At 72.1% G+C, this 25,072-nt stretch carries 23 protein-coding genes and 1 pseudogene; 13 read left to right on the forward strand and 11 right to left on the reverse strand.

Annotated elements, in window-relative coordinates; all coding sequences use genetic code 11:
• Nucleotides 1-20 precede the first annotated feature (20 nt).
• Both ACZ6B8_RS22660 and ACZ6B8_RS22665 read left to right on the forward strand, forming a co-directional pair.
• Entirely contained in the window at nucleotides 21-614 is a 594-nt protein-coding gene (locus tag ACZ6B8_RS22660; protein ID WP_471608332.1) for a transglutaminase domain-containing protein, read from the forward strand.
• 26 nt (nucleotides 615-640) lie between these two features.
• Nucleotides 641-1,345 (forward strand): B3/B4 domain-containing protein, encoded by a 705-nt coding sequence (locus ACZ6B8_RS22665; protein WP_471082004.1) that lies wholly within the window; start codon nucleotides 641-643, stop codon nucleotides 1,343-1,345.
• 33 nt (nucleotides 1,346-1,378) lie between these two features.
• Here the strand turns inward: ACZ6B8_RS22665 and ACZ6B8_RS22670 are convergent, their stop codons facing one another.
• Entirely contained in the window at nucleotides 1,379-2,107 is a 729-nt protein-coding gene (locus ACZ6B8_RS22670) for a lysophospholipid acyltransferase family protein (protein WP_471082001.1), read from the reverse strand.
• A 227-nt stretch (nucleotides 2,108-2,334) separates the two neighbouring features.
• Here ACZ6B8_RS22670 and ACZ6B8_RS22675 point away from each other — a divergent pair, with 227 nt between their 5' ends.
• The 4 genes from ACZ6B8_RS22675 (at nucleotide 2,335) to ACZ6B8_RS22690 (ending at nucleotide 5,437) form a co-directional block, all read left to right on the forward strand.
• The gene (locus tag ACZ6B8_RS22675) at nucleotides 2,335-2,661 is read left to right on the forward strand and encodes a thioredoxin family protein (protein WP_471608333.1); all 327 of its coding nucleotides are present in this window, start codon (nucleotides 2,335-2,337) and stop codon (nucleotides 2,659-2,661) included.
• A 227-nt stretch (nucleotides 2,662-2,888) separates the two neighbouring features.
• Nucleotides 2,889-3,398, forward strand: a complete 510-nt coding sequence (locus ACZ6B8_RS22680; RefSeq protein WP_471081995.1) for a flavin reductase family protein — start codon at nucleotides 2,889-2,891, stop codon at nucleotides 3,396-3,398.
• 231 nt (nucleotides 3,399-3,629) lie between these two features.
• Nucleotides 3,630-4,415, forward strand: coding sequence for an electron transfer flavoprotein subunit beta/FixA family protein (locus ACZ6B8_RS22685; RefSeq protein ID WP_471081992.1), 786 nt, complete (start codon nucleotides 3,630-3,632; stop codon nucleotides 4,413-4,415).
• A 59-nt stretch (nucleotides 4,416-4,474) separates the two neighbouring features.
• Nucleotides 4,475-5,437 (forward strand): electron transfer flavoprotein subunit alpha/FixB family protein, encoded by a 963-nt coding sequence (locus ACZ6B8_RS22690; protein WP_471081989.1) that lies wholly within the window; start codon nucleotides 4,475-4,477, stop codon nucleotides 5,435-5,437.
• Nucleotides 5,438-5,514: 77 nt separating this feature from the next.
• Here the strand turns inward: ACZ6B8_RS22690 and ACZ6B8_RS22695 are convergent, their stop codons facing one another.
• Nucleotides 5,515-6,414: an endonuclease/exonuclease/phosphatase family protein gene (locus ACZ6B8_RS22695; protein ID WP_471081986.1), complete on the reverse strand. Its 900-nt coding sequence runs from the start codon at nucleotides 6,412-6,414 to the stop codon at nucleotides 5,515-5,517.
• A gap of 252 nt (nucleotides 6,415-6,666) precedes the next feature.
• On the opposite strand from ACZ6B8_RS22695, the gene ACZ6B8_RS22700 reads away from it, so the two are divergent.
• The 3 genes from ACZ6B8_RS22700 to ACZ6B8_RS22710 all read left to right on the forward strand — a co-directional run bounded on the left by ACZ6B8_RS22700 (nucleotide 6,667) and on the right by ACZ6B8_RS22710 (nucleotide 10,378).
• Complete coding sequence (locus ACZ6B8_RS22700; RefSeq protein WP_471081983.1) at nucleotides 6,667-7,959, forward strand: DUF6986 family protein; 1,293 nt, start codon at nucleotides 6,667-6,669, stop codon at nucleotides 7,957-7,959.
• A 105-nt stretch (nucleotides 7,960-8,064) separates the two neighbouring features.
• Nucleotides 8,065-9,810 (forward strand): protein kinase domain-containing protein, encoded by a 1,746-nt coding sequence (locus ACZ6B8_RS22705; protein ID WP_471608334.1) that lies wholly within the window; start codon nucleotides 8,065-8,067, stop codon nucleotides 9,808-9,810.
• 37 nt (nucleotides 9,811-9,847) lie between these two features.
• Nucleotides 9,848-10,378 carry a hypothetical protein gene (locus tag ACZ6B8_RS22710; protein ID WP_471608335.1) on the forward strand — a complete coding sequence of 177 codons (531 nt, stop codon included), beginning with the start codon at nucleotides 9,848-9,850 and terminating at the stop codon, nucleotides 10,376-10,378.
• Between the two features lie 39 nt (nucleotides 10,379-10,417).
• Here ACZ6B8_RS22710 and ACZ6B8_RS22715 read toward each other — a convergent pair whose 3' ends face one another.
• Nucleotides 10,418-11,458 carry a LacI family DNA-binding transcriptional regulator gene (locus tag ACZ6B8_RS22715; protein ID WP_471608336.1) on the reverse strand — a complete coding sequence of 347 codons (1,041 nt, stop codon included), beginning with the start codon at nucleotides 11,456-11,458 and terminating at the stop codon, nucleotides 10,418-10,420.
• 216 nt (nucleotides 11,459-11,674) lie between these two features.
• On the opposite strand from ACZ6B8_RS22715, the gene ACZ6B8_RS22720 reads away from it, so the two are divergent.
• Nucleotides 11,675-12,643, forward strand: a complete 969-nt coding sequence (locus ACZ6B8_RS22720) for an ROK family protein (protein ID WP_471081971.1) — start codon at nucleotides 11,675-11,677, stop codon at nucleotides 12,641-12,643.
• A gap of 69 nt (nucleotides 12,644-12,712) precedes the next feature.
• Here ACZ6B8_RS22720 and ACZ6B8_RS22725 read toward each other — a convergent pair whose 3' ends face one another.
• The 3 genes and pseudogenes from ACZ6B8_RS22725 to ACZ6B8_RS22735 form a co-directional block, all read right to left on the reverse strand.
• Nucleotides 12,713-14,806, reverse strand: a complete 2,094-nt coding sequence (locus ACZ6B8_RS22725) for an NPCBM/NEW2 domain-containing protein (RefSeq protein ID WP_471608337.1) — start codon at nucleotides 14,804-14,806, stop codon at nucleotides 12,713-12,715.
• A 208-nt stretch (nucleotides 14,807-15,014) separates the two neighbouring features.
• A pseudogene (locus ACZ6B8_RS22730) lies at nucleotides 15,015-15,780 on the reverse strand (class I SAM-dependent methyltransferase).
• A 218-nt stretch (nucleotides 15,781-15,998) separates the two neighbouring features.
• Entirely contained in the window at nucleotides 15,999-17,171 is a 1,173-nt protein-coding gene (locus ACZ6B8_RS22735) for an epoxide hydrolase family protein (RefSeq protein ID WP_471608338.1), read from the reverse strand.
• Between the two features lie 102 nt (nucleotides 17,172-17,273).
• On the opposite strand from ACZ6B8_RS22735, the gene ACZ6B8_RS22740 reads away from it, so the two are divergent.
• Nucleotides 17,274-17,849, forward strand: a complete 576-nt coding sequence (locus tag ACZ6B8_RS22740; RefSeq protein ID WP_471608339.1) for a CGNR zinc finger domain-containing protein — start codon at nucleotides 17,274-17,276, stop codon at nucleotides 17,847-17,849.
• Between the two features lie 121 nt (nucleotides 17,850-17,970).
• On the opposite strand, the gene ACZ6B8_RS22745 is transcribed toward ACZ6B8_RS22740, so the two are convergent.
• Nucleotides 17,971-19,296 carry a low temperature requirement protein A gene (locus ACZ6B8_RS22745; RefSeq protein ID WP_471608340.1) on the reverse strand — a complete coding sequence of 442 codons (1,326 nt, stop codon included), beginning with the start codon at nucleotides 19,294-19,296 and terminating at the stop codon, nucleotides 17,971-17,973.
• A 149-nt stretch (nucleotides 19,297-19,445) separates the two neighbouring features.
• Here ACZ6B8_RS22745 and ACZ6B8_RS22750 point away from each other — a divergent pair, with 149 nt between their 5' ends.
• A complete protein-coding gene (locus ACZ6B8_RS22750; protein WP_471608341.1) occupies nucleotides 19,446-19,709 on the forward strand; it encodes a hypothetical protein in 264 nt (87 codons plus the stop codon).
• A gap of 77 nt (nucleotides 19,710-19,786) precedes the next feature.
• On the opposite strand, the gene ACZ6B8_RS22755 is transcribed toward ACZ6B8_RS22750, so the two are convergent.
• From ACZ6B8_RS22755 to ACZ6B8_RS22765, 3 genes are all read right to left on the reverse strand, one after another.
• Nucleotides 19,787-20,659 carry a DMT family transporter gene (locus ACZ6B8_RS22755; RefSeq protein ID WP_471608342.1) on the reverse strand — a complete coding sequence of 291 codons (873 nt, stop codon included), beginning with the start codon at nucleotides 20,657-20,659 and terminating at the stop codon, nucleotides 19,787-19,789.
• Between the two features lie 64 nt (nucleotides 20,660-20,723).
• Complete coding sequence (locus tag ACZ6B8_RS22760; protein WP_471608343.1) at nucleotides 20,724-21,500, reverse strand: DUF998 domain-containing protein; 777 nt, start codon at nucleotides 21,498-21,500, stop codon at nucleotides 20,724-20,726.
• Between the two features lie 204 nt (nucleotides 21,501-21,704).
• Nucleotides 21,705-22,124 carry an anti-sigma factor antagonist gene (locus ACZ6B8_RS22765; RefSeq protein WP_471608344.1) on the reverse strand — a complete coding sequence of 140 codons (420 nt, stop codon included), beginning with the start codon at nucleotides 22,122-22,124 and terminating at the stop codon, nucleotides 21,705-21,707.
• Between the two features lie 347 nt (nucleotides 22,125-22,471).
• On the opposite strand from ACZ6B8_RS22765, the gene ACZ6B8_RS22770 reads away from it, so the two are divergent.
• Nucleotides 22,472-23,515: an NUDIX domain-containing protein gene (locus ACZ6B8_RS22770; RefSeq protein ID WP_471608345.1), complete on the forward strand. Its 1,044-nt coding sequence runs from the start codon at nucleotides 22,472-22,474 to the stop codon at nucleotides 23,513-23,515.
• A 136-nt stretch (nucleotides 23,516-23,651) separates the two neighbouring features.
• Here the strand turns inward: ACZ6B8_RS22770 and ACZ6B8_RS22775 are convergent, their stop codons facing one another.
• Nucleotides 23,652-25,007, reverse strand: a complete 1,356-nt coding sequence (locus ACZ6B8_RS22775) for a M20/M25/M40 family metallo-hydrolase (protein ID WP_471608346.1) — start codon at nucleotides 25,005-25,007, stop codon at nucleotides 23,652-23,654.
• Nucleotides 25,008-25,072 lie beyond the last annotated feature (65 nt).

Here is a 25,072-nt window from a genome sequence, read left to right on the forward strand (position 1 = left end):
TATTCCTATGCTCCCGTGCCATGCAGCTGATCCAGAACAACCCCGACCTCTCGGCCTACTTGGCGGCCGACGAGGTCGTCGACCATCATCATCCGCTCGTACGCGAGACCGCCGCCCGTCTCGCGGAGCACGCCGCTGACTCATACGTATACGCCCAGGCCGCCTATGAATTCGTGCGCGACGGCATCCCGCACTCCGCGGACAGCGGTGATCCGCGCGTCACCTGGCGGGCCTCGGACGTCCTGGCGCGGCGCACCGGAATCTGTCACGCCAAGGCGCACGCCCTCGCCGCGCTCCTGCGGGCCGAGGACATCCCCACCGCGCTCTGCTACCAGCGGCTGACCCACGACGCGGGCACCGGGCACTGCCTGCACGGCCTGGTCGCCGTGCGCTTCCACGGCGCGTGGCACCGGCAGGACTGCCGCGGCAGCAAGCCCGGCGTCGACGCCCAGTTCTCCTTGAGCGGCGAGCGGTTGGCCTTCGTGCCCGACGCCAAGGACAGTGAGATGGACTATCCCGTACTCTTTGCTGCACCGCATCCGGCGGTCCTGCGCGCCCTGAAGGACGCCCCGGACCGGCCGCATCTGTGGGAGAACCTTCCCGACGCGCTCTGAGCAGCCCCGACGCAGCAAGGCATCCGATGACCCTTCCGTCCTCCGAACCCCTCGCGCTCACCGTCTCCGACGAGGTGCGCGCCCTCGCGCCCGGCTTCACCCACGTCGCCATCGAGGCCCACGGGCTCGTCAACGGCCCCAGCACCGACGACACTTCGGCGCTCCTCGACGACGCGGCCCGCCGCCTCGCCGTACGGCTCGACGGGCGTGCCCCGCACGAGGACCCGCACATGGTCGCGTGGCGCGCCGCCTACAGCGCGTTCGGCGCGAAGCCCTCGCGCACCCGCAACTCCGCCGAGGCGCTGGCCAAGCGGGCGCTCGCCGACGGCGGACTGCCGCGGATCAACGTCCTCGTGGACCTCTACAACGCCATCAGCGTGGCCCACCTGATCCCGGTGGGCGGCGAGGACCTGGACCGGATCGAGGGCGGCATGCGGCTGGTGCGCGCCACCGGCGACGAGGAGTTCGTGACCACCGCCGGGGGCGAGCGGGTCGTCGAGAACCCCGGCGCGGGCGAGGTCGTGTGGTGCGACGGCCAGGGCGTCACCTGCCGGCGCTGGAACTGGCGCCAGGGCCCGCGCACCGCTCTCACCGAGGAGTCGGTGAACGCGGTCTTCCTGCTGGAGGGCATGGGGCCGGACGCCGGACTGGAGGCCGCGGGCGCCGAGCTCGCCGAGCTCCTGGCGAAGTTCAGCCCCGGCGCCCGGGTCAGCGTTCGCGCGCCGGAGTAGTCACCAGGGTGCCGGGGCACTCATCGGGGGCGGTCAGGTCGCCTCGGCGGCCTTCACCTCGGCCGGGGTCGGCGCGGTCCCGCCGAGGTGAGCCGGCATCCACCACGTGTCGTCCGGGCCCTTGGGGCGCACCGGGTAGGCGCGCTGGGCGGCCTCGAGGAGCTCCTGGCAGCGCTCGCGCAGCCGCCGCGTGATCGCCCCCGCGTACTGGTCCTTCGGAGCCTCCACCGGCTCGCCCACCCGGATCGTGATCGGCAGGTGGCTGCGCTTGAAGTTGCGCGGGTGGCCCTTGGTCCACAGCCGCTGGGTGCCCCACAGGGCCATCGGGATGAGCGGCACCCCGGCCTCCTGGGCCAGCCGCGCGGCGCCGGACTTGAAGGTCTTCAGGGTGAACGACTGCGAGATCGTCGCCTCGGGGAAGACCCCGATGATCTCCCCGGAGCGCAGCGAGTCGAGCGCGTGCGCGTACGCCGCCTCGCCCTGCTTGCGGTCGACGGGGATGTGCTTCATCCCGCGCATCAGCGGACCGGAGATCTTGTGCCGGAATACCGAGTCCTTCGCCATGAAGCGGACCAGGCGCTTCTGCGGCAGGGCGGCGAGACCGTCGAAGATGAAGTCGAGGTAGCTGATGTGGTTGCTGACGAGGACCGCACCGCCGGAGCGCGGGATGTTCTCCGATCCCTTGCAGTCGATCTTCAGGTCCCATGCCTTGAACAGGGTTTTCGCGGCACCGATGACCGGACGGTAGACAAGCTCTGCCATGGGTGGGGAGGGCCCTTCATTTCTGCCTGGGGAGGGGGCTCCCGGCGGGAGGTTACGCAGCCGTAGGTTTTTCGGCGTTGCGCAGATCGTGCCCCAAGAACGGACGGCTGACCAGCCTTGGTGCCGCAGATCCGGGAGATTCTCGTCACGTAGGAATGTTGTGGAGCCCACCCGTGCTGTACAGGGGAACGATCGGGAACCAGGCCCTCGGGGCAGGAGGCAAGGACGTGCCAGGAGGCGACGGCGGGCGGCGGCTCGGCGCGGACGACATCGGCGAGCGGCTGGGGGAGCGGGCGACGCTCGTGCAGTTCTCCAGCGCCTTCTGCCAGCCTTGCCGGGCGACGCGCAGAGTCCTCGCGGACGTGGCCGCACTGGTCCCCGGCGTGACCCACGTCGAGTTCGACGCCGAGGCCCGGCTCGACCTCGTCCGCGAACTGCGCGTGGCGCGGACCCCCACCGTGCTCGTCCTGGACGCGGCAGGGCACGAGGTGCGCCGCGCCGCCGGGCAGCCCCGCAAGGCCGATGTGATCGCCGCGCTCGGCGAGGCGGTGTGACCGGTCGACGCGCAGGTCACCGGGGGTGGCGGGAGGCGTGACGCATCTTTCATCTCCCGGAAAGGACTTGACTGCATGTGGCATCTGTCGGGAGCCTGCTGTCATGCCTCGGGACCTCCTTCTGTACGAGCGCGTCCACGTGGACCTCGCCCGCCACGCCAGCGCGCGCTGTCCGCGCCGCTGAGCACCGACGTCTTCGCTCGTACCTCCGGCAGAAGGACAACTCCATGACGGCATCGACGGCCCTCGGCACGCCCCAGCTCGCCACCCCCGACCTGCTGCGCTCGGTCTTCCGGCAGCACGCGGCGGGTGTCGCGGTGATCACCGCCGCCCAGGGCGCGCGCCCCGTCGGCTTCACCGCCACCTCGCTCACCTCGGTATCCGCCGCGCCCCCGGTGGTCTCCTTCGGCATCGGCACCGGCTCCTCCAGCTGGCCCGCGGTCTCCGAGGCCACGCACGTCGGCGTGCACATACTCGCCGAACACCAGCAGGACCTCGCGGCCACGTTCGCGCGCAGCGGCGCCGACCGATTCGGCCCGGCCACCCAGTGGCGCGAGGGGCCGGAGGGAGTGCCCGTCCTGGACGGCGCGCTCGCCTGGCTGGTCTGCCGGATCGTCGCGCGCGTACCCGCGGGCGATCACCGCATCGTCCTCGCCGAGGCAGTCGTCGGCGAGCGCGCGGGAGAGGGCCGCCCGCTCCTGTACCACCAGGGCCGCTTCAACGCGCTGCGCGACTGAAAGTTCCCGGTGGGGGCGGCTGTCGGCCGCTCACGGAGCGTTGGGAACGTCACAGTTCAAAGCGCTTGCTCAGCGGGAATGAACTGGGTGTACTCATGAGTAATATTCCGGTCGGAGCGCGGGCCGCCCCGACCGGGATCCGCCGCTTCAGGCGCCTATGCTGCTGCAAGAAGGCAGTAGCCATAAGCCAAGGCAGCAGCCCAGTAAAGACGATGCAGTAGGAGAGCCGGCGTGAGCTTGAGGATCGTTGTCTGTGTGAAGTACGTGCCCGACGCCACCGGCGACCGGCACTTCGCCGATGACCTGACCGTCGACCGCGACGACGTCGACGGCCTCCTTTCGGAGCTCGACGAGTACGCGGTCGAGCAGGCGCTGCAGATCGCCGACGAGGCGGACGACGCGGAGATCACCGTGCTGACCGTCGGCCCCGAGGACGCCAAGGACGCGCTGCGCAAGGCGCTCTCCATGGGCGCCGACAAGGCCGTCCACGTCGAGGACGACGACCTGCACGGCACCGACGTGATGGGCACCTCGCTGGTGCTCGCCAAGGCCATCGAGAAGACCGGCTACGACCTGGTCATCACCGGCATGGCCTCGACCGACGGCACCATGGGCGTGCTGCCGGCGATCCTCGCCGAGCGCCTGGGCGTCCCGCAGGTCACGCTGCTCTCCGAGGTCTCCGTCGAGGACGGCACCGTCAAGGGCCGCCGTGACGGCGACGCCGCCAGCGAGCAGCTCGAGGCCTCCCTGCCGGCCGTCGTGTCCGTGACGGACCAGTCGGGCGAGGCCCGCTACCCGTCCTTCAAGGGCATCATGGCCGCCAAGAAGAAGCCGGTGGAGTCGCTCGACCTGGACGACCTGGACCTGGAGGCCGGAGAGGTCGGCCTCGAGGGCGCCTGGACCAAGGTCGACTCCGCCGCCGAGCGTCCGGCCCGCACGGCCGGCACGATCGTCAAGGACGAGGGCGAGGGCGGCAAGCAGCTGGCCGAGTACCTCGCGGGCCAGAAGTTCATCTGAGCTTCAGTCACCCCCTCAACCGCCCCAACTTCTTCGTAATCGCAGGAGATTGAAGTCCCATGGCTGAAGTTCTCGTCTACGTCGACCACGTGGACGGCGCCGTCCGCAAGCCCACCCTGGAGCTGCTGACCCTGGCCCGCCGCGTCGGCGAGCCCGTCGCCGTCGCCCTCGGCACCGGCGCCGAGGCCACCGCCGCCACGCTCGCCGAGCACGGCGCGGTCAAGGTCCTCACCGCCGACGCCCCCGAGTTCTCCGACTACCTCGTCGTACCGAAGGTGGACGCGCTGCAGGCCGCGTACGAGGCCGTCTCGCCGGTCGCCGTGCTCGTCCCGTCGTCCGCCGAGGCCAAGGAGATCGCCGGCCGCCTCGCGGTCCGTATCGGCTCCGGCATCATCACCGACGCCGTCGACATCGAGGCCGGCGACGAGGGCCCGGTGGCCACGCAGTCCGCGTTCGCCGCCTCGTACACCACCAAGTCCCGGGTCACCAAGGGCACCCCGGTCATCACGGTCAAGCCGAACTCGGCCGCCGTGGAGGCCGCCCCGGCCGCGGGCACCGTCGAGGCCCTCACCGTCTCGTTCTCCGAGAAGGCCACCGGCACCAAGGTCGTCTCGCGCACCCCGCGCGAGTCGACGGGCCGCCCCGAGCTGACCGAGGCCGCGATCGTGGTCTCCGGCGGCCGCGGCGTCAACGGCGCCGAGAACTTCGCGATCATCGAGGCGCTCGCCGACTCGCTCGGTGCCGCCGTCGGCGCCTCGCGCGCCGCGGTCGACGCCGGCTGGTACCCGCACTCCAACCAGGTGGGCCAGACCGGCAAGTCGGTCTCCCCGCAGCTGTACATCGCCTCCGGCATCTCCGGCGCGATCCAGCACCGCGCGGGCATGCAGACCTCGAAGACCATCGTGGCCATCAACAAGGACGCCGAGGCCCCGATCTTCGACCTGGTCGACTACGGCGTGGTCGGCGACCTCTTCGAGGTCGTCCCCGCGCTCACCGAAGAGGTCAAGACCCGCAAGGGCTGACCCCGTCGGTCACCGAGGCCCTCGTCCCGCTGCGCGCGGAACGAGGGCCTCGGCGCGTCGGGTGACCCCCGCACGCGTCACAGCGTGAGCGTCGCCTGGATCGGCAGGTGGTCGCTCGGGTACTGACCGCCGAGCGAGAACGTGTTCACCGAGGCCGAGTGCACCTGCGCCGTCGGCCTGGTCAGGATCCAGTCGATGCGCCCGGCCCCCACGACGGGCGGCTTGTGGCCGCCGAACGTGCCGTACGCCGGGCCGCGTTCCTTCGCGGCGTCCCAGGTGTCGACGAGGCCGGCGCCCAGCATCGTGGTGTACACGGCGCTGTCGTGCGCCGTCGCGTTGAAGTCGCCCGTCACGATGAGCGGCGTGCTCGTCTTCATCAGGGCGATGCGCTCGGCCATGAGGGTCGCCGAACGCTCGCGCGCGTTCTGGCTGACGTGGTCGAGGTGCGTGTTGAGGACGTACAACTGGGTGTTGGTGACCAGGTCGAGGAAGCGCACCCAGGTGGCCATGCGGGGCGAGTTGGCGCCCCAGGTGTTCGAGGCGATGGTGTACGGCGTGTCCGAGAGCCAGAAGTGTTCGTATTCGAGCGGGAACAAGCGGCGGTTGTCATAAAAGACGGCCATGAACTCGTCACGGCTGCCGCCCCCGACCCCGGTGCCGACCCAGTCGTAGTCGGCGCCGAGGTCGGCCTCGATGTCCTGGAGCTGGAAGTAGAGGCCCTCCTGGGAGCCGATGACGTGCGGCTTGGCGCGCAGCAGCAGCTCCCGCGTGACCGGGCGGCGCTCGGCCCAGGTGTGCGGCGGCTTGCTGCTGGCGAAGCGCAGGTTGAACGACATGACCTCCAGCCGGGCTGCCTCCGGCGCCGGGGCGGCGTGCGCGGGGGACGCCGACAGCGCCGAGCCGAACAGCGGGAGGGCGGCGCCCGCGGCGAGCGCGCGCAGTCCGGACCGGCGCGTGAAGGGGGAGTCGATCGGCATCGGTACGCGGTCTCCTTGGGTTCGGGCCCGCGTGGGACGGCACCGTGGCACGCGGGGAGGATGGGGCCACCCTGTCGGCGTCGGGGCCCCGGGCGGCCCGGGACACGCGTGAAGCCGCGAGGTCGGGTACGGATGCAGGACACGGGAGGGTGTTGACCTGCATCGAGGTCACGGATAACTTCGCTATACGGATTGTTGATTCCGTGGAGCGGAAATGCCGGGCGCGGCACCGAGCGTGTGGAGGATGCAGGAATGGGTCAGCAAGAGAAGGTGGCAACGAGCCTCGCCGGCACGGTCAGCGAGGGCATCAGCGCTTCCCTCGCCTCCGTCGACGCGAAGCTGGAGCGCCTCTACCCGGGAGACCCAGGCACCCGCCAGCCCGTCCACACCGTGTACGTGCCCGGTGAGCAGTTCACCGCGGACTCCCTGCGCACCTGGGGCGACAAGGCCCTGGAGATGCTCGACGAGCACGCCCCCGACGCGGCGGCCTTCGCCGCCGTCCTCGGCCTGGACGGCGCGCTCGCCGACGACGTCTACACGCGCGTGCGCGCCAAGCTGGAGCGCGAGCCGGTCGAGGACCTGCGCATCGACTTCGAGGACGGCTACAAGGGCGCCGACGAGGACCAGGACGCCGCCCGCGCGGCCCGGCTCGTCGCCGAGGCCTACCGGAACGGCACCGCCGCCCCGTACATGGGCATCCGCATGAAGTGCATGGAGGAGGCGGTACGCGACCGCGGCATCCGCACCCTCGACATCTTCCTGTCCGGCCTCATGGAGGCGGGCGGCCTCCCCGACGGCCTCGTCCTGACCCTGCCCAAGGTGACGTACCCCGAGCAGGTCACCGCGATGGTGCGGCTCCTGGAGGAGTTCGAGAAGGCCCGCGGCCTGGAGCGCGGACGCATCGGCTTCGAGATCCAGATCGAGACCAGCCAGTCCATCATGGCCACCGACGGCACCGCCGCCGTCGCCCGGATGATCCAGGCCGCCGAGGGCCGCGCCACCGGCCTGCACTACGGCACCTTCGACTACAGCGCCTGCCTGCACGTCAGCGCCGCCTACCAGGCCAGCGACCACCCGGCCGCCGACCACGCCAAGGCCGTCATGCAGGTCGCCGCCGCCGGCACCGGGGTCCGCGTCTCCGACGGCTCCACCAACGTGCTGCCCGTCGGCACCACCGAGCAGGTCCACGACGCCTGGCGGCTGCACTACGGGCTCACCCGGCGCGCCCTGGCCCGCGCGTACTACCAGGGCTGGGACATGCACCCCGGCCACATCCCCACCCGCTACGCCGCCGTGTTCGCGTTCTACCGCGAGGGCTTCGAGGCGGCCGCCGCCCGCCTGGCCGCCTACGCCGGTCACCACGAGGGCGGCGGCGTGGCCGACGAGCCCGCCACCGCCAAGGCCCTCGCCGGCTACCTGCTGCGCGGCCTGGACTGCGGCGCCCTCGACGCCGGCGAGGTGACCCGCCTCACCGGCCTCACCCTGGCCCGCCTCCAGGGCTTCTCGGGCCCGCGCCGCGGCGACCTCACGGTGTCCGGCAAGTAGCCGGACGGCCTCCCGGTGTCACGCGCGTAACAGCGGTCCCTGCCTGTCACAGCTGCCCCGTACTCTGTACGCCACGGAACGTGGTGTCGCAGGAACGGGGCAGCGGTGCATTCGGGGGACCAGGAACAGACGGACGGGGTCGGCAGACTCCTCGCCGGGCGCTACCGCGTCGTGGCACAACTGGGGCGCGGCGGCATGGGGGTCGTGTGGCGCGCCGTCGACGAGGTGCTGCACCGCGAGGTCGCGGTCAAGGAACTGCGCACCTACACGGACGCGGCAGGGCCCGAACTGGCCGATCTGCGCCTGCGGATGCAACGCGAGGCGCGCGCGGCCGCCCGCGTGCGGCACGCCGGCGTCGTCGCGGTGCACGACGTGACGGAGGTCGACGGGCGCCCCCTCATCGTCATGGAACTCGTGGACGGCCCCTCCCTGGACGACGTGTTGCGCGACCGCGGCACGCTCGACCCCCGCGAGGCCGCCGCCATCGGCGCCGAGGTCATGGCGGCGCTGGCCGCCGCGCACCGGGTGGGCGTCCTGCACCGCGACGTGAAGCCGGGCAACATCCTCCTGGAGACCGGGGGCCGCGTCGTCCTCACCGACTTCGGCATCGCCACGATGGACGACCCGGGTGACGGCTCGGCCACGCACCTCACCCGCAGCGGTGAACTGGTCGGTTCCCTCGACTACTTGGCGCCCGAGCGGGCCCAGGGCCAGGACCCGGGCCCGGCCTCCGACGTCTGGGCGCTGGGTGCCACGCTGTACGCCGCGGTCGAGGGCTCATCGCCCTTCCGCCGTACGTCGACGTGGTCCACGCTCACCGCGATCGTCGCCGACCCGCTGCCCGAGCCCCGGAGTGCGGGGCCGCTGACGCCCGTACTCCAGCAGCTGATGCACAAGGACCCCCGGACGCGCCCGGACGCGGACGCGGCGGGGCGGCTGCTCGCGGGGGTGGCGTCGGCGGCGGCGCCGTACGTGGCGACGGAACGCGGCATTCCCAGTGCGCCCCCGCCGGGCTTCGGACCGCCGCTCGCGGGACCGCAGGCCCCCGAACCTCACGCACAGCACCGGATGCCCGCCGGGCCCGCGCCGGCGCCCGTGTCTCCCGGCCGCGCCGAGACCCGGGCCACCCGTCAGCGCCCGCGCCGCGGCCGCGCGGTGCTGGCCGCCGCAGCGGTGACCGTCGTCCTCGCGGCGACCGGCGTCACCGTCGCCGTCCTCAACGGCAAGGAGGACGACGGCACTCAGGCTCGGCAGGACGCGGCGGCCCCGGGGCGCGCGGGTTCGTCCGGGGACGACGACAGCCGCGGCCCGCTCGGCGGCGGATCGAAGCGCCCCAAGCCCTCGCAGCAGGAGGACGGCAAGTCCCGCACGCCCGACGGGAGACACGCCGACGACGCTGAGGACGCCGCCGACAAGGACTCGTCCGGCGCGGAGAAGGGCGAGGGCGGGAGGAAGGGGAAGGGCAAGGACGGCGACCCGTCCGGCTCACGCCCCGACCCCACCTCCAAGCCGACGGAGGGCGGTTCGGGCCGGCCGTCGGGCGGCGGCGGTGGCGGCTCGGCGCCGGCCCCCGTCTGCCATCCGGCGGGCGGCGGCAAGTACGACTGCGACGTGTGGCGCACCGCGCAGTCGTACACGGCAGGCGGCGCACAGGTCGGCACCCTCAACAAGGGCGCCAACTACTTCTACTGCCAGCAGAACCTGGGCCGCCGCGAGACGTACGGGCGGTGGACCAACGTCTGGTGGGCCAAGACGGACGACGACAGCGGCAACACCAACGTCTTCGTCAGCGACGTCTACCTCAAGGGCGGCGACAACGACAAGCCGCTGCCGGGCCTGCCGACCTGTTGAGACGCTTCTTGAGACGGACGAGAAGGGAAGCGATCCGATGAACGTGGTCCCCGGGACGCCCGACACCCCCGGCCCACCCGCCGCACCCGGCACGCCCCGCGCGGGCGGCGATCCCGAGGCGCTGTACGCCCGGCTGGCCGCCGCGACCGCGGACTCGGCCTACCGCCTGCGGCGGACGGAGCGCGGCTTCGACCTCGTCGTGGACGTCCCGCAGGCGACCCGCCGCGTGGAGGTGCTGCACACGTACCGCGTCGCACTCCACGCGCGCGAGGCCACATTCACCATGACGGACGTGGTCCGCACCCGGTCGCTCGGCACGCTCACCGGGCCCGGCCCCAAGGTGGAGATCGGCCGCAGCAGATACCGGACCTGGGGCACCTCCCCGGACGGCACCCGCTTCTCCTTCTCCTCGTCCGACGGCCATCGCCTGATCCGGAGCGCGGCCGAGGAACTGGGCTGGCGCGAACGCAGGCCCGCCACCGCGAGAGCGGTCCTCATCGCCGGCGCCGCGGGCGGTCTGATCGCCCTCGGCACACTGATCGGGCTGGCGATCGCGTTCTGGCCCTGACCGGGGAGCGCGGTCCGGCCCCGCGCCGGACGGGTCCCCTCACGACGACGGCGGCAGTTCCCCCGACCCGCGGGTGATGAGCCGAGTCGGCAGTTCGAACCGCTCCGGCGTCTCCGACGCCCCGTCCAGCTGGCGGAACAGCCGCTCCGCCGCCGTCCTGCCCAGCTGCGCCGCGTCCTGCGCCACGACGGTCACGCCGGGGCTCAGCAGATCCGCGAGCTCGATGTCGTCGAAGCCGACGAGCGCCACGGGGCGGTCGAGCGCCGCCAGCACGCGGACGACGGTGACCGTCACACGGTTGTTGCCCGCGAAGACCGCTGTGACGGGGTCGGGTGCGCTCAGCATCGCCTCGGCCGCCGTCCGCACCCGCTCCGGGTCGGTGACGCCGAGCGACACCCACGCCTCGTCGACCGGGATCCCCGCGTCCTCCATCGCGGCACGGTAGCCGCGCAGTCGCTCTATGGCGGTGTGGATGCGCGGCTGGTCGCCGATGAAGCCGATGCGGCGGTGCCCGTGGGCGATGAGGTGCGCGACACCGTCCCGCGCGCCGCCGAAGCTGTCGGAGAGCACCACGTCCGCGTCGATCTTCCCGGCGGGCCGGTCGACGAAGACCGTGGCGACGCCCGCGGCGATCTCCGGCTCCAGATAGCGGTGGTCGTCCCCGGCCGGAATCACCACGAGCCCGTCCACCCGTCGGGCGCAGAGCGCGAGCACCAACTCCTGCTCACGCTCCGGGTCCTCGGCGCTCGAGCCGTTGATGAGCAGCGCCCCGTGCTCCCGGGCCACCTCCTCGACCGCACGGCTCAGCGGCCCGTAGAAGGGGTCGGCGAGGTCCTCCAGGACGAGGCCGATGCTTGCGGTGCGCCCCTTGCGCAGCACGCGCGCGCTGTCGTTGCGGCGGAAGCCCAGGGCCTCGATGGCCTCCTGGACCCGGCGTTCGGTGTCGGGCGTGACGCCGGGCTCGCCGTTCACGACGCGCGAGACGGTCTTCAGACCGACTCCCGCGCGCGCGGCGACGTCCTTCATGGTCGGCCGGTTGCCGTAACGGTTCTCGGGTCGTCGGGCGGCGGTCTCGGCCACGGTGCGCTGTCCTGTCCTGTCGTCCGCGAAAGTCCGTTCGCGGAGGTCCGTCCATGGGGTCGTCCACAGTGTTCCCACGGGACGTCCACGCTTCTTCCACGGGTTCGGTCATGAGCATGTGGCGTCGAGCATAGGGCCTGGACAACGTTGTCAGATGCAGGGGAGACTGACCTTCGCACTCTCCGGCCTGCCGATACACCAGGAGACCCGACACAGATGCACATGGACCTCGTCGCCGCCCTCGACATCGGCGGCACCAAGATCGCCGGAGCCCTGGTGGACGGCCGCGGCCGGATCCTCCTGCGCGCCCAGCGGCCGACGCCCGCGCGCGAGGACGGCGACACCGTGATGCGGGCGGTCGAGGAGGTCCTCGGAGAACTGGCCTCCGGCGAGCTGTGGGGCCGGGCGACGGCCGTGGGCATCGGCAGCGCGGGTCCCGTCGACGCGTCGGCCGGTACGGTCAGCCCGGTCAACGTCCCCGGCTGGCGCGGCTACCCGCTGGTCGAGCGGGTCCGCGCGGCCACCGGCGGGCTCCCCGTCGCCCTGGTCGGCGACGGCGTGGCGATGACCGCGGCCGAGCACTGGCAGGGCGCGGCCCGCGGTCACGACAACGCGCTGTGCATGGTCGTCTCCACGGGCGTCGGCGGCGGGCTCGTCCTGGGCGGCAAGCTCCACCCCGGCCCCACGGGCAACGCGGGCCACATCGGTCACATCAGCGTGGACCTCGACGGCGATCCCTGCCCCTGCGGGGCGCGCGGCTGCGTCGAGCGGATAGCCAGTGGCCCGAACATCGCCCGGCGCGCTCTGGAGGGCGGCTGGGACCCGGGCCCCGACGGCGACACCTCGGCCGCCGCGGTGGCGACGGCGGCACGCGCCGGTGATCCGGTCGCGCTCGCCTCCTTCGAGCGCGCGGCGCAGGCGCTGGCCGCGGGCATCGCCGCCACGGCCACGCTCGTCGAGATCGACATCGCCGTGATCGGCGGGGGAGTGGCGAAGGCGGGCGACGTGCTGTTCACCCCGCTGCGCCGCTACCTGCGGGACTACGCCACGCTCTCCTTCGTGCGGCAGCTGACCGTCGCGCCCGCGCTGACGGGTACGGACGCGGGTCTGGTCGGCGCGGCGGCCGCCGCGCTGGACATGGAACCGAGCGCGACGGTGGGCCTGCGGCCGGCGGTGAGGGGCTGAGGGTGTGGGACGGGGACGGGAGACCTGTTCCCTGGCACCCACTCTCCCCGCCCCCCGCCGCTCAATGACTCAGCAACTCAGCGTCGCGTCCGCCCAGTCGGCGTGGTCCGAGTCGATGCCGTCCCCGCCGTCCGTGGCGACGAGGCGCACGACCCGGGCGCCGCTCACATCCGCCGACAGGGGCCGCGCCGGCATGGCATGGGTGAGCACTCCGGTCGAGGCCGCCTTCTTCCCGTCCGCCCAGATCTCGAAGGCGACCGAACCCTTCGTGGCCTTTTCGTCGTCGACGCCGACCTGCGCGGTGACCTTCTCGCAGGCCTCTCCGGTGTAGTACTCGACGGCGCTCTCCGCGTGCACGCCGAGCCCCTTCTCGTACACCGTGCCGCCGATGGTGAGCGGGTTTCCGTCGCCCGCCTCCTGCTCGCCGTTGCTGGTGTCGCGTTCGACGGGTCCCCAGCCGTTGGTCGCCGAGAGCCATGACTGGTCGCCCAGTGACGACGTGCCCGCGGGCGGGGCGACGACCACCTGCGCGGTGAGCGGCAGCAGCTGTTCGGCGCGCGCGCCACGCGGTGAGCGATACGTGGCCTTCAGGGTCACGTCGTACGGCCCCGGCTTGGCGTCGGCGGGCGCGGTGACCTTCCAGGACGTGGCGAGCGAGGCGCCGGTCCGCAGTGACTTCACCGTGCTCGCCGACGTGGCCTTCGTGGCCCACCCCTCGGGGGCGTCGAGCGTCACGGAGACCCGCTGGGCGGGCGAGCGGCCCTGGTCGGTGACCTTCGAGGTGACCTCGGCGGGCGTGCCCGCCTCCACCAACAGGGCGCCGTGCAGGCCGAGTTCGACGGCCGGCGGGTGCTGCTCCCACGCGCCGTCCGCGCTCACGCGCAGCAGTACGGTGCCGTGCGCCGGAACCGTCGCCGCGATGCGGCCCGCGGTGTTGTAGCTCTTGTGCTGCCACAGGTCGCGCAGGGTGTACGCCTCGGCGTCCGGCAGGCCCGCCTCCCGTGCCGTCGTGGCGACGGTCTGCGGGCTGCCGGTCTCGTTGAACAGGGCGACGGCCCGGCTGCCGTCCTTCATCTCCTTGGCGACGACCCAGCGCCCGTCCCGCGACGAGACCACCCGGCCCTGCTTCCCCAAGGGGTCCTGGTCGACGGCGACGACCTCTTCGTTGCCGAGGATCTCGAAGGTCTCCGGCGTGGCCTTGCGCAGGTCGGAGCCGATGAGCAGCGGCGCGGCCATGATCGACCACATCGAGAAGTGGGTGCGGTACTCGGTGTCCGTCATGCCGCCGTTGCCCACCTCGAGCATGTCCGGGTCGTTCCAGTGCCCGGGGCCGGCGTGCTCCGCGAGCGGCAGGTTCTGCTTCATGATCGACAACATGGAGCCCCAGTCGTCGCTGATGTCGCCGGTGGTACGCCACAGGTGGCCGACGTCCGCCGCCCATTCCCACGGCTTGTTCTCGCCCCACTCGCAGATGCTGTAGACGATGGGCCGGCCGGTGGTCTCGGCGGCGGCCTTCAGTGCGTCGCGCATGGCGACGTACCGTTGCCTGGCGTCCACACCCTGGTTGTTGCAGTTGTCGTACTTGAGGTAGTCGACGCCCCAGTCGGCGAACTGCTGTGCGTCGCTGCGCTCATGGCCGAGCGCGCCGGGAAACCCGGCGGAGTTGCAGGTCTTGGTGCCCGCGCTGGTGTAGATGCCGAGCTTGAGCCCTTTGGAGTGGACGTAGTCCGCGACTGCCTTGATCCCGCCGGGAAAACGCGCGGGATCGGGCACCAACTTGCCGTTCGCGTCGCGCTCCGGGAGCGCCCAGCAGTCGTCGAGGTTGACGTACTCGTACCCGGCCTCCTTGAGGCCCTTCTCGACGAAGATGTCCGCGATCCCTTTGACCATCGCCTCGTTGAACTCGGCGCGGCAGTGGGTGGAGTTCCAGTTGTTGAACCCCATGGGCGGGGTGAGCGCGAGCCCGTCGGGGAGCCGCACACCACCGGCCTCGGACCGGGACTGTCCGGCTGTGGCGGCGCCGGTGGCGTCGTATTCCGTGGGGGTCCGGTCGGCGGTGTCACGTGCCGCGGCGGGGGTGGCGAGCCCGGCGGCGCACAGCAGGGCGGCGGTCAGGGATCCGACCACTCTTCGGCGGGTGGTGCGGGCGGGGAGTTGACGCATCGTTACGTTCCTCCGTACTCGCGGAAGATGGGGGGTTTGCATGTCCGTGTCACACGCGCGCTTACGGTAGGGGTTGTTGGACTCTGTTGGAAGGGGAGCGGTACTGGTTCATCCGGTCGATGCGGGGCGCCTGGGCGGTGGCGCCTCGCGGGATGGACATCCGACCTTTGCGTTCGGTTGTGTTGGGTTGCGTCCTGAGGTGGGCCCGTCAGGCTGCGGCGGCCCGGAAGACGTACGCCGTCATGGGGGCGGTGACCGGACCCGGGCCCAGGCGGCTCGTCATCTCCTCGATGACGGTGCCCTGGACGCCTGGCCCGTCGCCGCGCTCCTCCACGGCTGCGCGCACCGGTGTTCCGGTGAGGTACCCGGTGGCGAGGTCGGCGATCGACGGCGCCTGTCCCTGAAGCGTCAGCTTCTGCTCGTGCTCGACCGTGAACCCTGCGGCGGCCAGGTCCGCGGCCACGACCGTGGGGTCGGCGTAGCCGTGCGGCACCGTCGGGAGGAAGCGCGGGGGATCGGCCGGGAAGGCGCGCTCCAGTCCGGCCTGCAGCGCCACTTCGAAGGCGTGCTCCGCGAACGGTCCCCAGGTGTTGAACAGGAACCGGCCCCCCCGGGCCCAGGACCCGGCGGATCTCGGTGAAGGCCTCGACGCGGTCGGGAAAGAACATCACGCCGAACTGGCAGACGACGAGGTCGAACCCGCCGTCCGGGAACGGCAGCCGCTGAGCGTCGGCCTGCCGCCACGTCGCGCCGGGAGCCCGGGCCGACCCGAGCGTGACCATGGCCTCGTTGAGGTCGGTGGCCGTCACCTCGGCCGAGGGCGCCGCCGCGAGCAGGTGCGAGGTCAACGCACCGGTTCCCGCGGCGAGTTCGAGGATCCGCTCCGGGTGGAGGGCCGCCGCCCGGACGGCCAGGTCCTCGGCGAAAGGGCGGAATACCACGGGCACCAGATACTGCTCGTAGGCCGCGGACATGGACGCGGTCCACCCCCGGCCGGCATGGGTTCCTGTCATCCTCGTGACGCTACCGCCGGGTCAGGACCCACTCCTTTCGCCGCGCCGCCACGCACCCCCGGAGCCCCCGCTCGGCGAGGCCGAGCGCCGCGACACTCGGCTGGGGCGGGGGATCGCACAGGACGGCGGGCCGGTTCCGTCTCCGTGTCACCGACCGGCGGGCCGGCTCCGCCCTCATGTCACCGGGCGGCGGCCAGGACCGCCGCGAGGCCCTCCCGCAGATCCCCGACGAAGAACTCGGGAACCTCCAGTGACGGGAAGTGCCCGCCGGCCTCGGGTGACCGCCACCGGACGATCTGCCGGTAGCGCTGTTCCGCCCAGGGGCGCGGACTCTTCTCGATGTCGCGGGGATACATGGTGATCGCCGACGGGACGTCGACCCGGAGCTCGGGGTCGAGCGAGTTGTGGCTCTCGTAGTAGATGCGGGCCGCCGACGCCCCGGTCCGCGTCAGCCAGTACAGGGTGACGTCGTCGAGGATCCTGTCCAGGGAGATCGTCTCGAACGGGCTGTCCTCGGTGTCCGACCACTCGGCGAACTTGTCGAGTATCCAGGCGAGAAGCCCGACCGGTGAGTCGACGAGCGAGTAGCCGATGGTCTGCGGCCGGGTGGCCTGCTGCTTCGCGTACGCCGCGCGGTGGCGCCAGAAGTCGTGGGTCTCCTCGGTCCACCTGCGCTCGTCCGCGGTCAGCCCGTCCGTCGACAACCCGGGCGGCGCCTCCGCGAACAAGGTGTGGATGCCGAGCACGTGCGCCGGGAACCTGCCGCCGAGGACGGTGGTGATGTTCCCTCCCCAATCACCGCCGTGGGCAAGGAACGTGGCGTATCCGAGCCGCCCCATCAGTTCCACCCAGGCGGCCGCGATCCTTTCGGTTCCCCATCCGGTGGTCGCCGGCTTGTCGCTGTAACCGAAGCCGGGCAGCGACGGGATCACGACGTGGAACGCCGGTGCGTCCCCGTCCGTCGGATCCGCCAAGTCGTCCACCACATCGATGAACTCGGCGATGCTGCCCGGCCAGCCGTGCGTCAGGAGCAGCGGAGTGGCGTCCCCGCGGGTGGACCGGCGGTGCAGGAAGTGGATTCCCAGACCGTCGATGGTCGTACGGAACTGGCCGATCTCGTCGAGGCGCGCCTCGAACGCCCGCCAGTCGTACTCGGTGCGCCAGTACTCCACGACCTGGGTCAGGTCGGTGAGCGGGACGCCCTGTCCCCATCGGCGAGGGCCGGGTGCGGCGCCCTGGACCGTCTCGGCCTCCGGCAGTCGCGCCGCGGCGAGCCGCGCGCGCAGATCGTCGAGGTCCGCGTCGGTCGCGCGGGCCGCACATGCCTCTACGTCGCTGGTCGGGCGGGTCATGGAACCTCCTGGCCGTCGCGGAACCGGCCACGCCTCTCATGAACCGGCTAAGACGGTTCTAACAGTTCTCCGTGCCGCGCGGCAACCGGCTAAGGTGGTTCCATGTCTGCTCAGTTCCCCGACTTCCGCCTCGGCGCGGTGCTGGCGACGAGCTTCACCGGGACCCTGTCGGAGCGTCATGGCGACCCCGTGGAGCGCATTCCCGTTCCGCACCGACTCGTCGACTGGCTGGCGGCCTACGGCCTCGCCGTGGAGTCCTGCACCCCTGCCCTGCTCGACCTCGCCCGGGAACTGAGGGAGGCGATCCATGCCGCCGCGACGGCGGCCGCGACCGGGGAGGCTCTTCCCGCGTCCGCCGTCCGGATCATCAATGAGCGGAGTGCTCGGGGCCGGGCCTCGGCGTTCCTGACGCCCGAGGGTGCCCGGCAGTGGCGGCTCGGCCCGGCTTCCGGCGTGGAAGACGCCCTCGGCGTGATCGCCGACGACGCGATCGGCGTCATCGCGGGCGAACGCGACGGAAAGCTGGCTCTGTGCGCCTCGCCGACGTGCCGAGCCGCCTTCTTCGACGCCAGTCAGAGTCGCACCCGTAAATGGTGCGACATGAACACGTGCGGGAACCGCCAGAAGAAGGCACGCTTCAACGCCAACCAGCGCAGGAAGTCCGCCCCGCCGGAGTGACCGATGCGCGCAGACGTCCGCAGCGACGCCCGTGGCGCCCCGCCTTCGGAGCCGCGGGCGGGCCCGTCACCGACGAGGCCGTACTGGCGGGGGTGGCGGACCGCCGCGCGGCCTGATGGCGTCAGTTGGCCTCCGTGCCCGCCTCCGGCGCGCCGCCGTCCCGCACGCGGAGCCGTTCCAGCATCTGGCGCTGGTGGCGGTGGCCGATCGTCTCGTAGCCGATGACCGTGACGAAGGGGGCGGCCATGATCACCAGCAAGCACACCGCGATGGCGACGCCCGCCGCGGCCAGCAGGACCGCCGCGAGGAGCACGGCGAGTGTCAGGGAGATCAGGAGCAGGTGGAAGCGGTCCGCCGCGGACAGCAGCAGGGTGTGCAGCAGATAGACCATCAGCAGGTAGAGGCCGACGGGCAAGGCCAGCGACAGAACGACGGCGACGTCATCGAGCTCGGAATGGTGTTCCAGGTGCAGCCCCGCCACGTGGAGTCCCGCGCCCGCGCCCGCGATCCCGATGAACAGGGGGATGTGGCCGTAACCGAAGAGATATCCGCGCCCGCGGCGGTGTACGAGGACGTCGCCGAAGGGCGTCGCGAAGTACACCCACCACATGCCGAAGGTCAGTCCGACGCCGGCGATGACGACGGCGACGGCGTTCCCGCTCCAGTCCATGCCGTCCGCGCCGCCCAGCAGATCGCCGGAGGACGCGACCGTGCCGACGACTCCTTCGCCGAGGACGATGATGGCGAAGAGCCCGTACCGTTCGGCGACGTGGTGGGGGTGCCACGGGGTGCCGCCCGCGTCGCCCTGGGTGAGCACCGGCAGGATCAGCTCCAGCGCGCCCAGCACGACGAAGGCGGCGAACACCGCGGCGAGCGGCATGTGGGTGAACGCGACCAGGACCCAGCCCAGTTGGGCGATCACGGTCCACAGGATGTTCGCCCTGCCGACGTGGCGGAACGAGGGGGACTGCCGGGCCGCGCGCCACCACTGCAGGATCATCGCGACACGCATCACGACGTATCCGATCACCATGACCCGCAGTTCGAGGTGGCCGCCCTCCTCGACGGAGTGGAACATCGCCGGCAGGCCGAGCGAGAAGACGACGACGCCGATCATCTGCACCATCGTGAGCGCCCGGTAGAGCCAGTCGTCGGTGCCGAACGCGGAGGCGAACCAGCTGAAGCTGATCCAGGCGACGCTGATCGCGAACATCGCCAGGACGAACGCCGTGATGGCCTGCCCCGGATGCCCCTCGGCCGCCATCTCGGCGAAGTGCGAGGCGGCCGTGCCGACCGCTACCACGAAGGTGAGGTCGAACAGGAGCTCCAGCGGCGAGGAGGTTCGGCCCCGCTCGTCCGGGTCGCGGCCGGTCATGGGCACCATGCTGTGCGCCAGCCTGCCGGTGGCGTCGCCGGCGGGACGGCCGGGGTGTGCGGAGTGACTCATGGTCAGCATTATGTTGGGCGCCCCGCCGTAGGGCGGTGAGGCCTGCCGGGGCGGTCCGCGACCGCATCCGGCCGGCGACGGACGGCCCCCGGTGTGCCCGGGGAGAGGCGCCTCTCATGTCGGGCCACTTCAGGGGTAGTTGAAATGCCATGACACTTTCGAAGCCGGTGAAGTACCTTCTGCTCTTCCTCGCGTTGTACGCGACCGGGGTGCTATATCTGCACTTCACGCCCCGTCGCCCGATGGGCTGGGGAGAAGCGTTGCTGTTCTCTCTGCTGGTCACTCCGGTCATCCTGTGCTGGTGGCGGGTCCGCGACTGGATGATGGACCGTGGCCGGGAGGCCGGTGAGGGGATGCGCGAGGCCCGCCTGGCGCGGAAACGGGAGCGGAGACAGGCCCGCCGGGCCGGGTGAGCGCCGCGTGTTCCTGAGCGGTACGGGTGGTCTCCGCTCCGGTCACAGCGGTACGGGAGATCTCCGCTACGGTCACGTCAAGCTTGTGGATCGTCCGCGGAACCGGGCAGGCGTGCCAGGAGGACGACGCCGAGGATCGTGAGCAGGGCGCCCGCGGTCTGCGGCAGGAGCCACCAGCCGGTGCGGATGCGGTCCGCGGTGAACGTGATGCCCAGGGCCAGGCTGGCACCCGCCTCGCCCAGGGTGACGGCGGGCTGGGAGGCGATCAGCGGTCCGGCCTGCATGGCGTGGGCGAGGAGGAGCAGGGCCAGTCCGCCGGCGGCGACACACGCGTACGTCTGCCAGGCGCTCACCATGGCGGACACACCTCCCTGCGCCAGGCGGGCCATGGACTCCTTCATGAACAGGGCGGTCAGACCGTAGGCCAGGGCCGAGGCCGTGGCCAGGAGCGCGGCCCTGGCCCTGCCCTCGGGACGTGGCAGGGCGGCGACGGTGCACAGGACGATGGCCAGGAGCGTCGCCGCCACGGCCAGGGCCCAGTCCCGACCGTCGAGGCTCCTCGTCCCCTCGTGCGGGGCGGCACTGGCCAGCGCGAGCGCGAGACCCGCCGCCGTCAGCCCGGCCGCGCGCCGGCCGCCCGGGGGCATGGCCGCGGTGGTGGCGACGTGCGCGATGACCAGGGCGAGCGGCAGTTCGAGCACGAGGATCGGCTGGACCAGGGAGAGCGGACCCCACAGCAGCGCCATCGCCTGAAGTACGGCCGCGGCGCAGATCACCAGCACGCCGCCCAGCCAGACCCGACTGCGCACGAGCCGGTTCACGAAGCGGGTGCTGAAGGCGTCCGCCGTGGGAATGCGGCGTGCCGCCTGCCGTTGCAGAACGGTGGCCGTCGCGTTCGCCCCGGCGGCCGCCACCGCGCACACGGCCGACGCCCAGAGCGCCTGCGTCACCGGCGGACCACTTCACGCGTCGGACGGCGGGAAGTGGCGGCCGACGCCTCGCGGAATGCGGCCGTCACGGCGCCTGAGGAGCACCGACGGCCCGTACGGCGGGGGTGTCCCCGGCGTCGGGCGGCGGGGCCGGTGCGGTCGCAGCGGAGCGGGCCGCGTACGACGCCAGCAGGATCAGCCACACCCCGACGAGCAGCACGTGCACCCGCTGCGGAACCCCGTGCCAGCCCGGGTGGCCCAGCAGCGCGCCCACCGTCCCCAGCGCGGAGAGCAGCGCGGCGCCCGCCAGCCACCAGCCCCAGGTGGCGATCGGACCGCCGGGCGCGTCCTTCCTGTGCCGCGCGGCCCACGTGTGCGCCACGAACGAGGCGAAGAGGAAGAAGTGGCAGAGCGCGCTGGTGACGGTGTGCGCCGGATGGACCGGACGGCACGCGGGATCGAGCGAGGGCGCGCACGCCATCGGCCACAGCACGTCGCCCAGGGAAGCGGCGGCGAACCCCGCCAGCATCCACCAACCGCACTGCCGCGCCCGTCCGGCGGCCAGAGGGAGGGGCCGCGGCGCGGACCAGCGTGCCGCCAGGGCGCCGATGAGCACCAGGACCCCACAGGCGAACTCGACCCCCGCGAACAGCTCGCGGTACGGCTGGTGTTCGGCGTACAGCTCACTGATGTAGGAATGCCGGGCGTCCAACTGCGTCGGCACGGCCCACTCCAGCACCCACGCGTTGTACAGCAGGCCGCCCGCGGCCAGCGCCGCCACCGCGGTGTGCCGGACGAACGCCGACCGCCGCCCTCCCGATGGACGCGCCGGCCGCCCGGCCGTCATGAGATCGGTCCTCATGGAATCGGTTTGCACGGAACCCGAGCCCTTCCTGCGCCACGGCTGAGTCGAGGAGGCCAAGTGGCCATTGTGGCCACGCGGGACACCGGGGCCGGGCCGCGCCGGGCTGCTTTCACTCGTCCGGCGCGGCGGATGGGGGAGAGCGCCGGGAGAGGGGCGGGGACCCTGGGCTGTGCGCGGCGGCTCTCGTCCGGACGCGGCTCTCTACGCGGCGTCGGTTCCCGTCGCGTCGGTTCCCGTGTCCTCCTGGGACTCGCCCAGCGCCGCCTCCACCGTCGGTGCCGGATCCAGTACCGACGCGAGCCCCGTGACGCTCAGCATGCGCAGTGTCAGCGGGCTTGTGCAGACCAGGCGCACACGGCCGTCCGTCGCGGCCATGCGCCGGTGGGCCCGCATCAGCAGGGAGAGCCCGGAGCAGTCGAGAAAGGTGACCTGGGTGAGGTCCACGACCAGGAGGGACTCGGGCCCCGCGGTCACCGCGTCCAGGAGGGGGGCCGACTGCTGGAAGGCGACGACGTCGATCTCCCCGTGCAGTTCGACCACGATCGCGTGGCGGACCCCGTACACCCGAGGAGGCTGGTCGGAGTCCTCGCACGCGGCGTCGTTCATTGCGTTCTGTCGCATGTATCCCCCAGCGCCGGGGGGCCGCAGCGCCCCGAAGGAACCTGTCCGATGGGAGCACCCGTCGGATGAAAGCACCGGGGGCCGGGGTGCCTGCGGGGAAACGCTAGCGGGGCCAGGGGTGATCTGGAGTGAGGGAACGATTCATGCGCGGTGATCGCCACACGTTGGGGTGAAGGTGGCGCAACTCCCTTGACGTATCGCCGTTTTGCGGGGGAAGGGGTCGGGAGGCCTCCCTGGGGGCGCTGTGGCGGTGGTGTGCCGAGGGCGCTGCCCCTCCCCTCAGCGCCGGGTTTCCATGGCAGGGTGTTACGGGCAATCCACAGGGGGCCAACAGAAGAGGGGGAACCGTGATCGTCTGGATCAACGGCACGTTCGGTGCGGGAAAGACCAGCGCCGCACGGGAACTGATCGAGCTGATCCCGAACAGCACACTCTTCGACCCCGAGGTCATCGGCGGCGCACTGCCGTACCTGCTGCCGTCCAAGCGCCTCGACGAGGTGAGCGACCACCAGGACCTGCCGATCTGGCGGCGTCTCGTCATCGACACCGCCGCCGCCCTGCACGCCGAGGTGGGCGGCGTCCTCGTGGTGCCGATGACGCTGCTGCGCCAGGAGTACCGCGACGAGATCTTCGGTGGTCTCGCCTCGCGCAGGATCCCCGTGCGTCACGTGTTGCTCGACCCGGACGAAACGATCCTGCGCGAGCGAATATCCGGCCGCGACGTACCGCCGGACCTGCCCGACGGGGAACTGCGGGTGCGGCAGTGGTCGTTCGACCACATCGAGCCCTACCGCGCGGCCCGCGCCGCCTGGCTCGACGCGGACGCCCACCGCATCGACACCAGCTCCCTCACCCCGTACGAGACCGCAGAACGGGTCGCCGAGGCCGTCCGTACCGACACCGCCTCCGTGTGCGACATCGTGCAGACGCCGGAGCCCACCGCGGAGACCCTCGCCGCCGGCGTGCTGCTCTTCGACGAACACGACCGCGTCCTGCTCGTCGACCCGACGTACAAGGCGGGCTGGGAGTTCCCCGGCGGCGTCGTCGAACCCGGCGAGGCACCCGCGCGCGCCGGCGTGCGCGAGGTGGCCGAGGAGACGGGCATCCAACTCACCGATCTGCCGCGCCTGTTGGTCGCCGACTGGGAGCCGCCGCAACCGCCCGGCTACGGCGGGATGCGCTTCCTCTTCGACGGCGGCAGTCTCGACAGCGGCGAGGCCCACCGCATGCTCCTGCCCGGTCCGGAGCTGCGCGGCTGGCGCTTCGTCTCCGAGCAGGAGGCCGCCGAACTGCTGCCCGCCGTACGCTACGAACGGCTGCGCTGGGCGCTGCGCGCACGCGAACGCGGGGCCACCCTCTATCTGGAGGCCGGCGTCCCGCTCGGCGGATAGGCGTCCGCGGCCGCCCGGGTGCCCCGGGGACCTGAACCTCGAACCGGCGGACCCTCGCCTCGCACGAAAGGCGCGTGGAGGCGGTGCACGGAAAGGCGGCCGGGCCCCGTGCGAGGGTCCCGGCCGCCACCTGGCGTCAGTTCGCCGCGTACTTCCGCAGGAACAGCGCCTCGGCCACCGACAGGCGCTCCAGCTCGCTCGGCGACACGCTCTCGTTGACCGCGTGGATCTGCGCCTCCGGCTCGCTCAGGCCGATCAGCAGGATCTCGGCCTGCGGATAGAGCGTGGAGAGGGTGTTGCACAGCGGGATCGAGCCACCCTGGCCCGCGTACTGCATCTCCTCGCCCGGGTAGGCCTCACCCATCGCCTCGGCCATCGCCGCGTACGCGGGGCTCGTCGTGTCCGCGCGGAACGGCTGGCCCTGTCCGATCTGCTCCGTGCGCACCTGCGCACCCCACGGCGTGTGCGCCTCCAGGTGCGCCCGCAGCAGCTTCGTCGCCTCGGCGGCGTCCACGCCCGGCGGCACCCGCAGGCTGATCAGCGCGCGGGCGCCGGCCTGCACCGACGGCGTCGCGCCGACCACCGGCGGGCAGTCGATGCCGAGGACCGTGACCGCGGGGCGCGCCCAGATGCGGTCGGCGACGGTGCCCTCACCGATGAGCTCCACCCCGTCGAGGACCTTCGCGTCCTTGCGGAACGCGTCCTCGTCGTACTGCAGTCCGTCCCAGACGGCGTCGCTCGTCAGACCGTCGACCGTCGTCGAACCGTCCTCCGCGCGCAGCGAGTCCAGCGCGCGGACCAGCGCCGCGAGGGCGTCCGGGGCCGCGCCGCCGAACTGGCCCGAGTGCAGGTTCCCGCCGAGGGTGTCCACGCTGACGCGCACCAGCGTCATACCGCGCAGCGTCGACGTCACCGTCGGCAGGCCGACGCGGAAGTTGCCCGCGTCGCCGATGACGATCGCGTCCGCGGCGAGCAGCTCGGGGTGCTCCTCCGCGTACCGCTCGAGGCCGCCCGTGCCCTGCTCCTCCGAGCCCTCCGCGATCACCTTCACGTTCACGGGCACACCGCCGTTCGCCTTCAGGGCGCGCAGCGCGAGCAGGTGCATGATGACGCCGCCCTTGCAGTCGGCGCTGCCCCGGCCGTACCAGCGGCCGTCGCGCTCGGTCAGCTCGAAGGGCGGGGTGACCCAGCCGGCCTCGTCGAGCGGCGGCTGCACGTCGTAGTGCGCGTAGAGGAGGACCGTCGGCGCGCCCTCGGGGCCCGGCAGGAAGCCGTACACCGACTGCGTGCCGTCCGGGGTGTCGAGCAGCGCGACGTCCTGGAAACCCTCGGAGCGCAGCGCGTCCGCCACCCAGCGGGCGGCGCCTTCGCTCTCGCTCTTCGGGAACTGATCGAAATCCGCCACCGACTTGAAGGCCACCAGTTCGGTGAGCTCCGCCTTCGCCTTCGGCATCAGTGAGGCGACTGTCTCGGCGATCGGATCCGGCGACATGGGCACGCTCCTCATGGGTGCGACGTTGTACGTGTGGGTCGTACATGTGGGTAGTTGTGATCCTC

It is taken from the genome of Streptomyces sp. NPDC041122, from assembly GCF_055592445.1.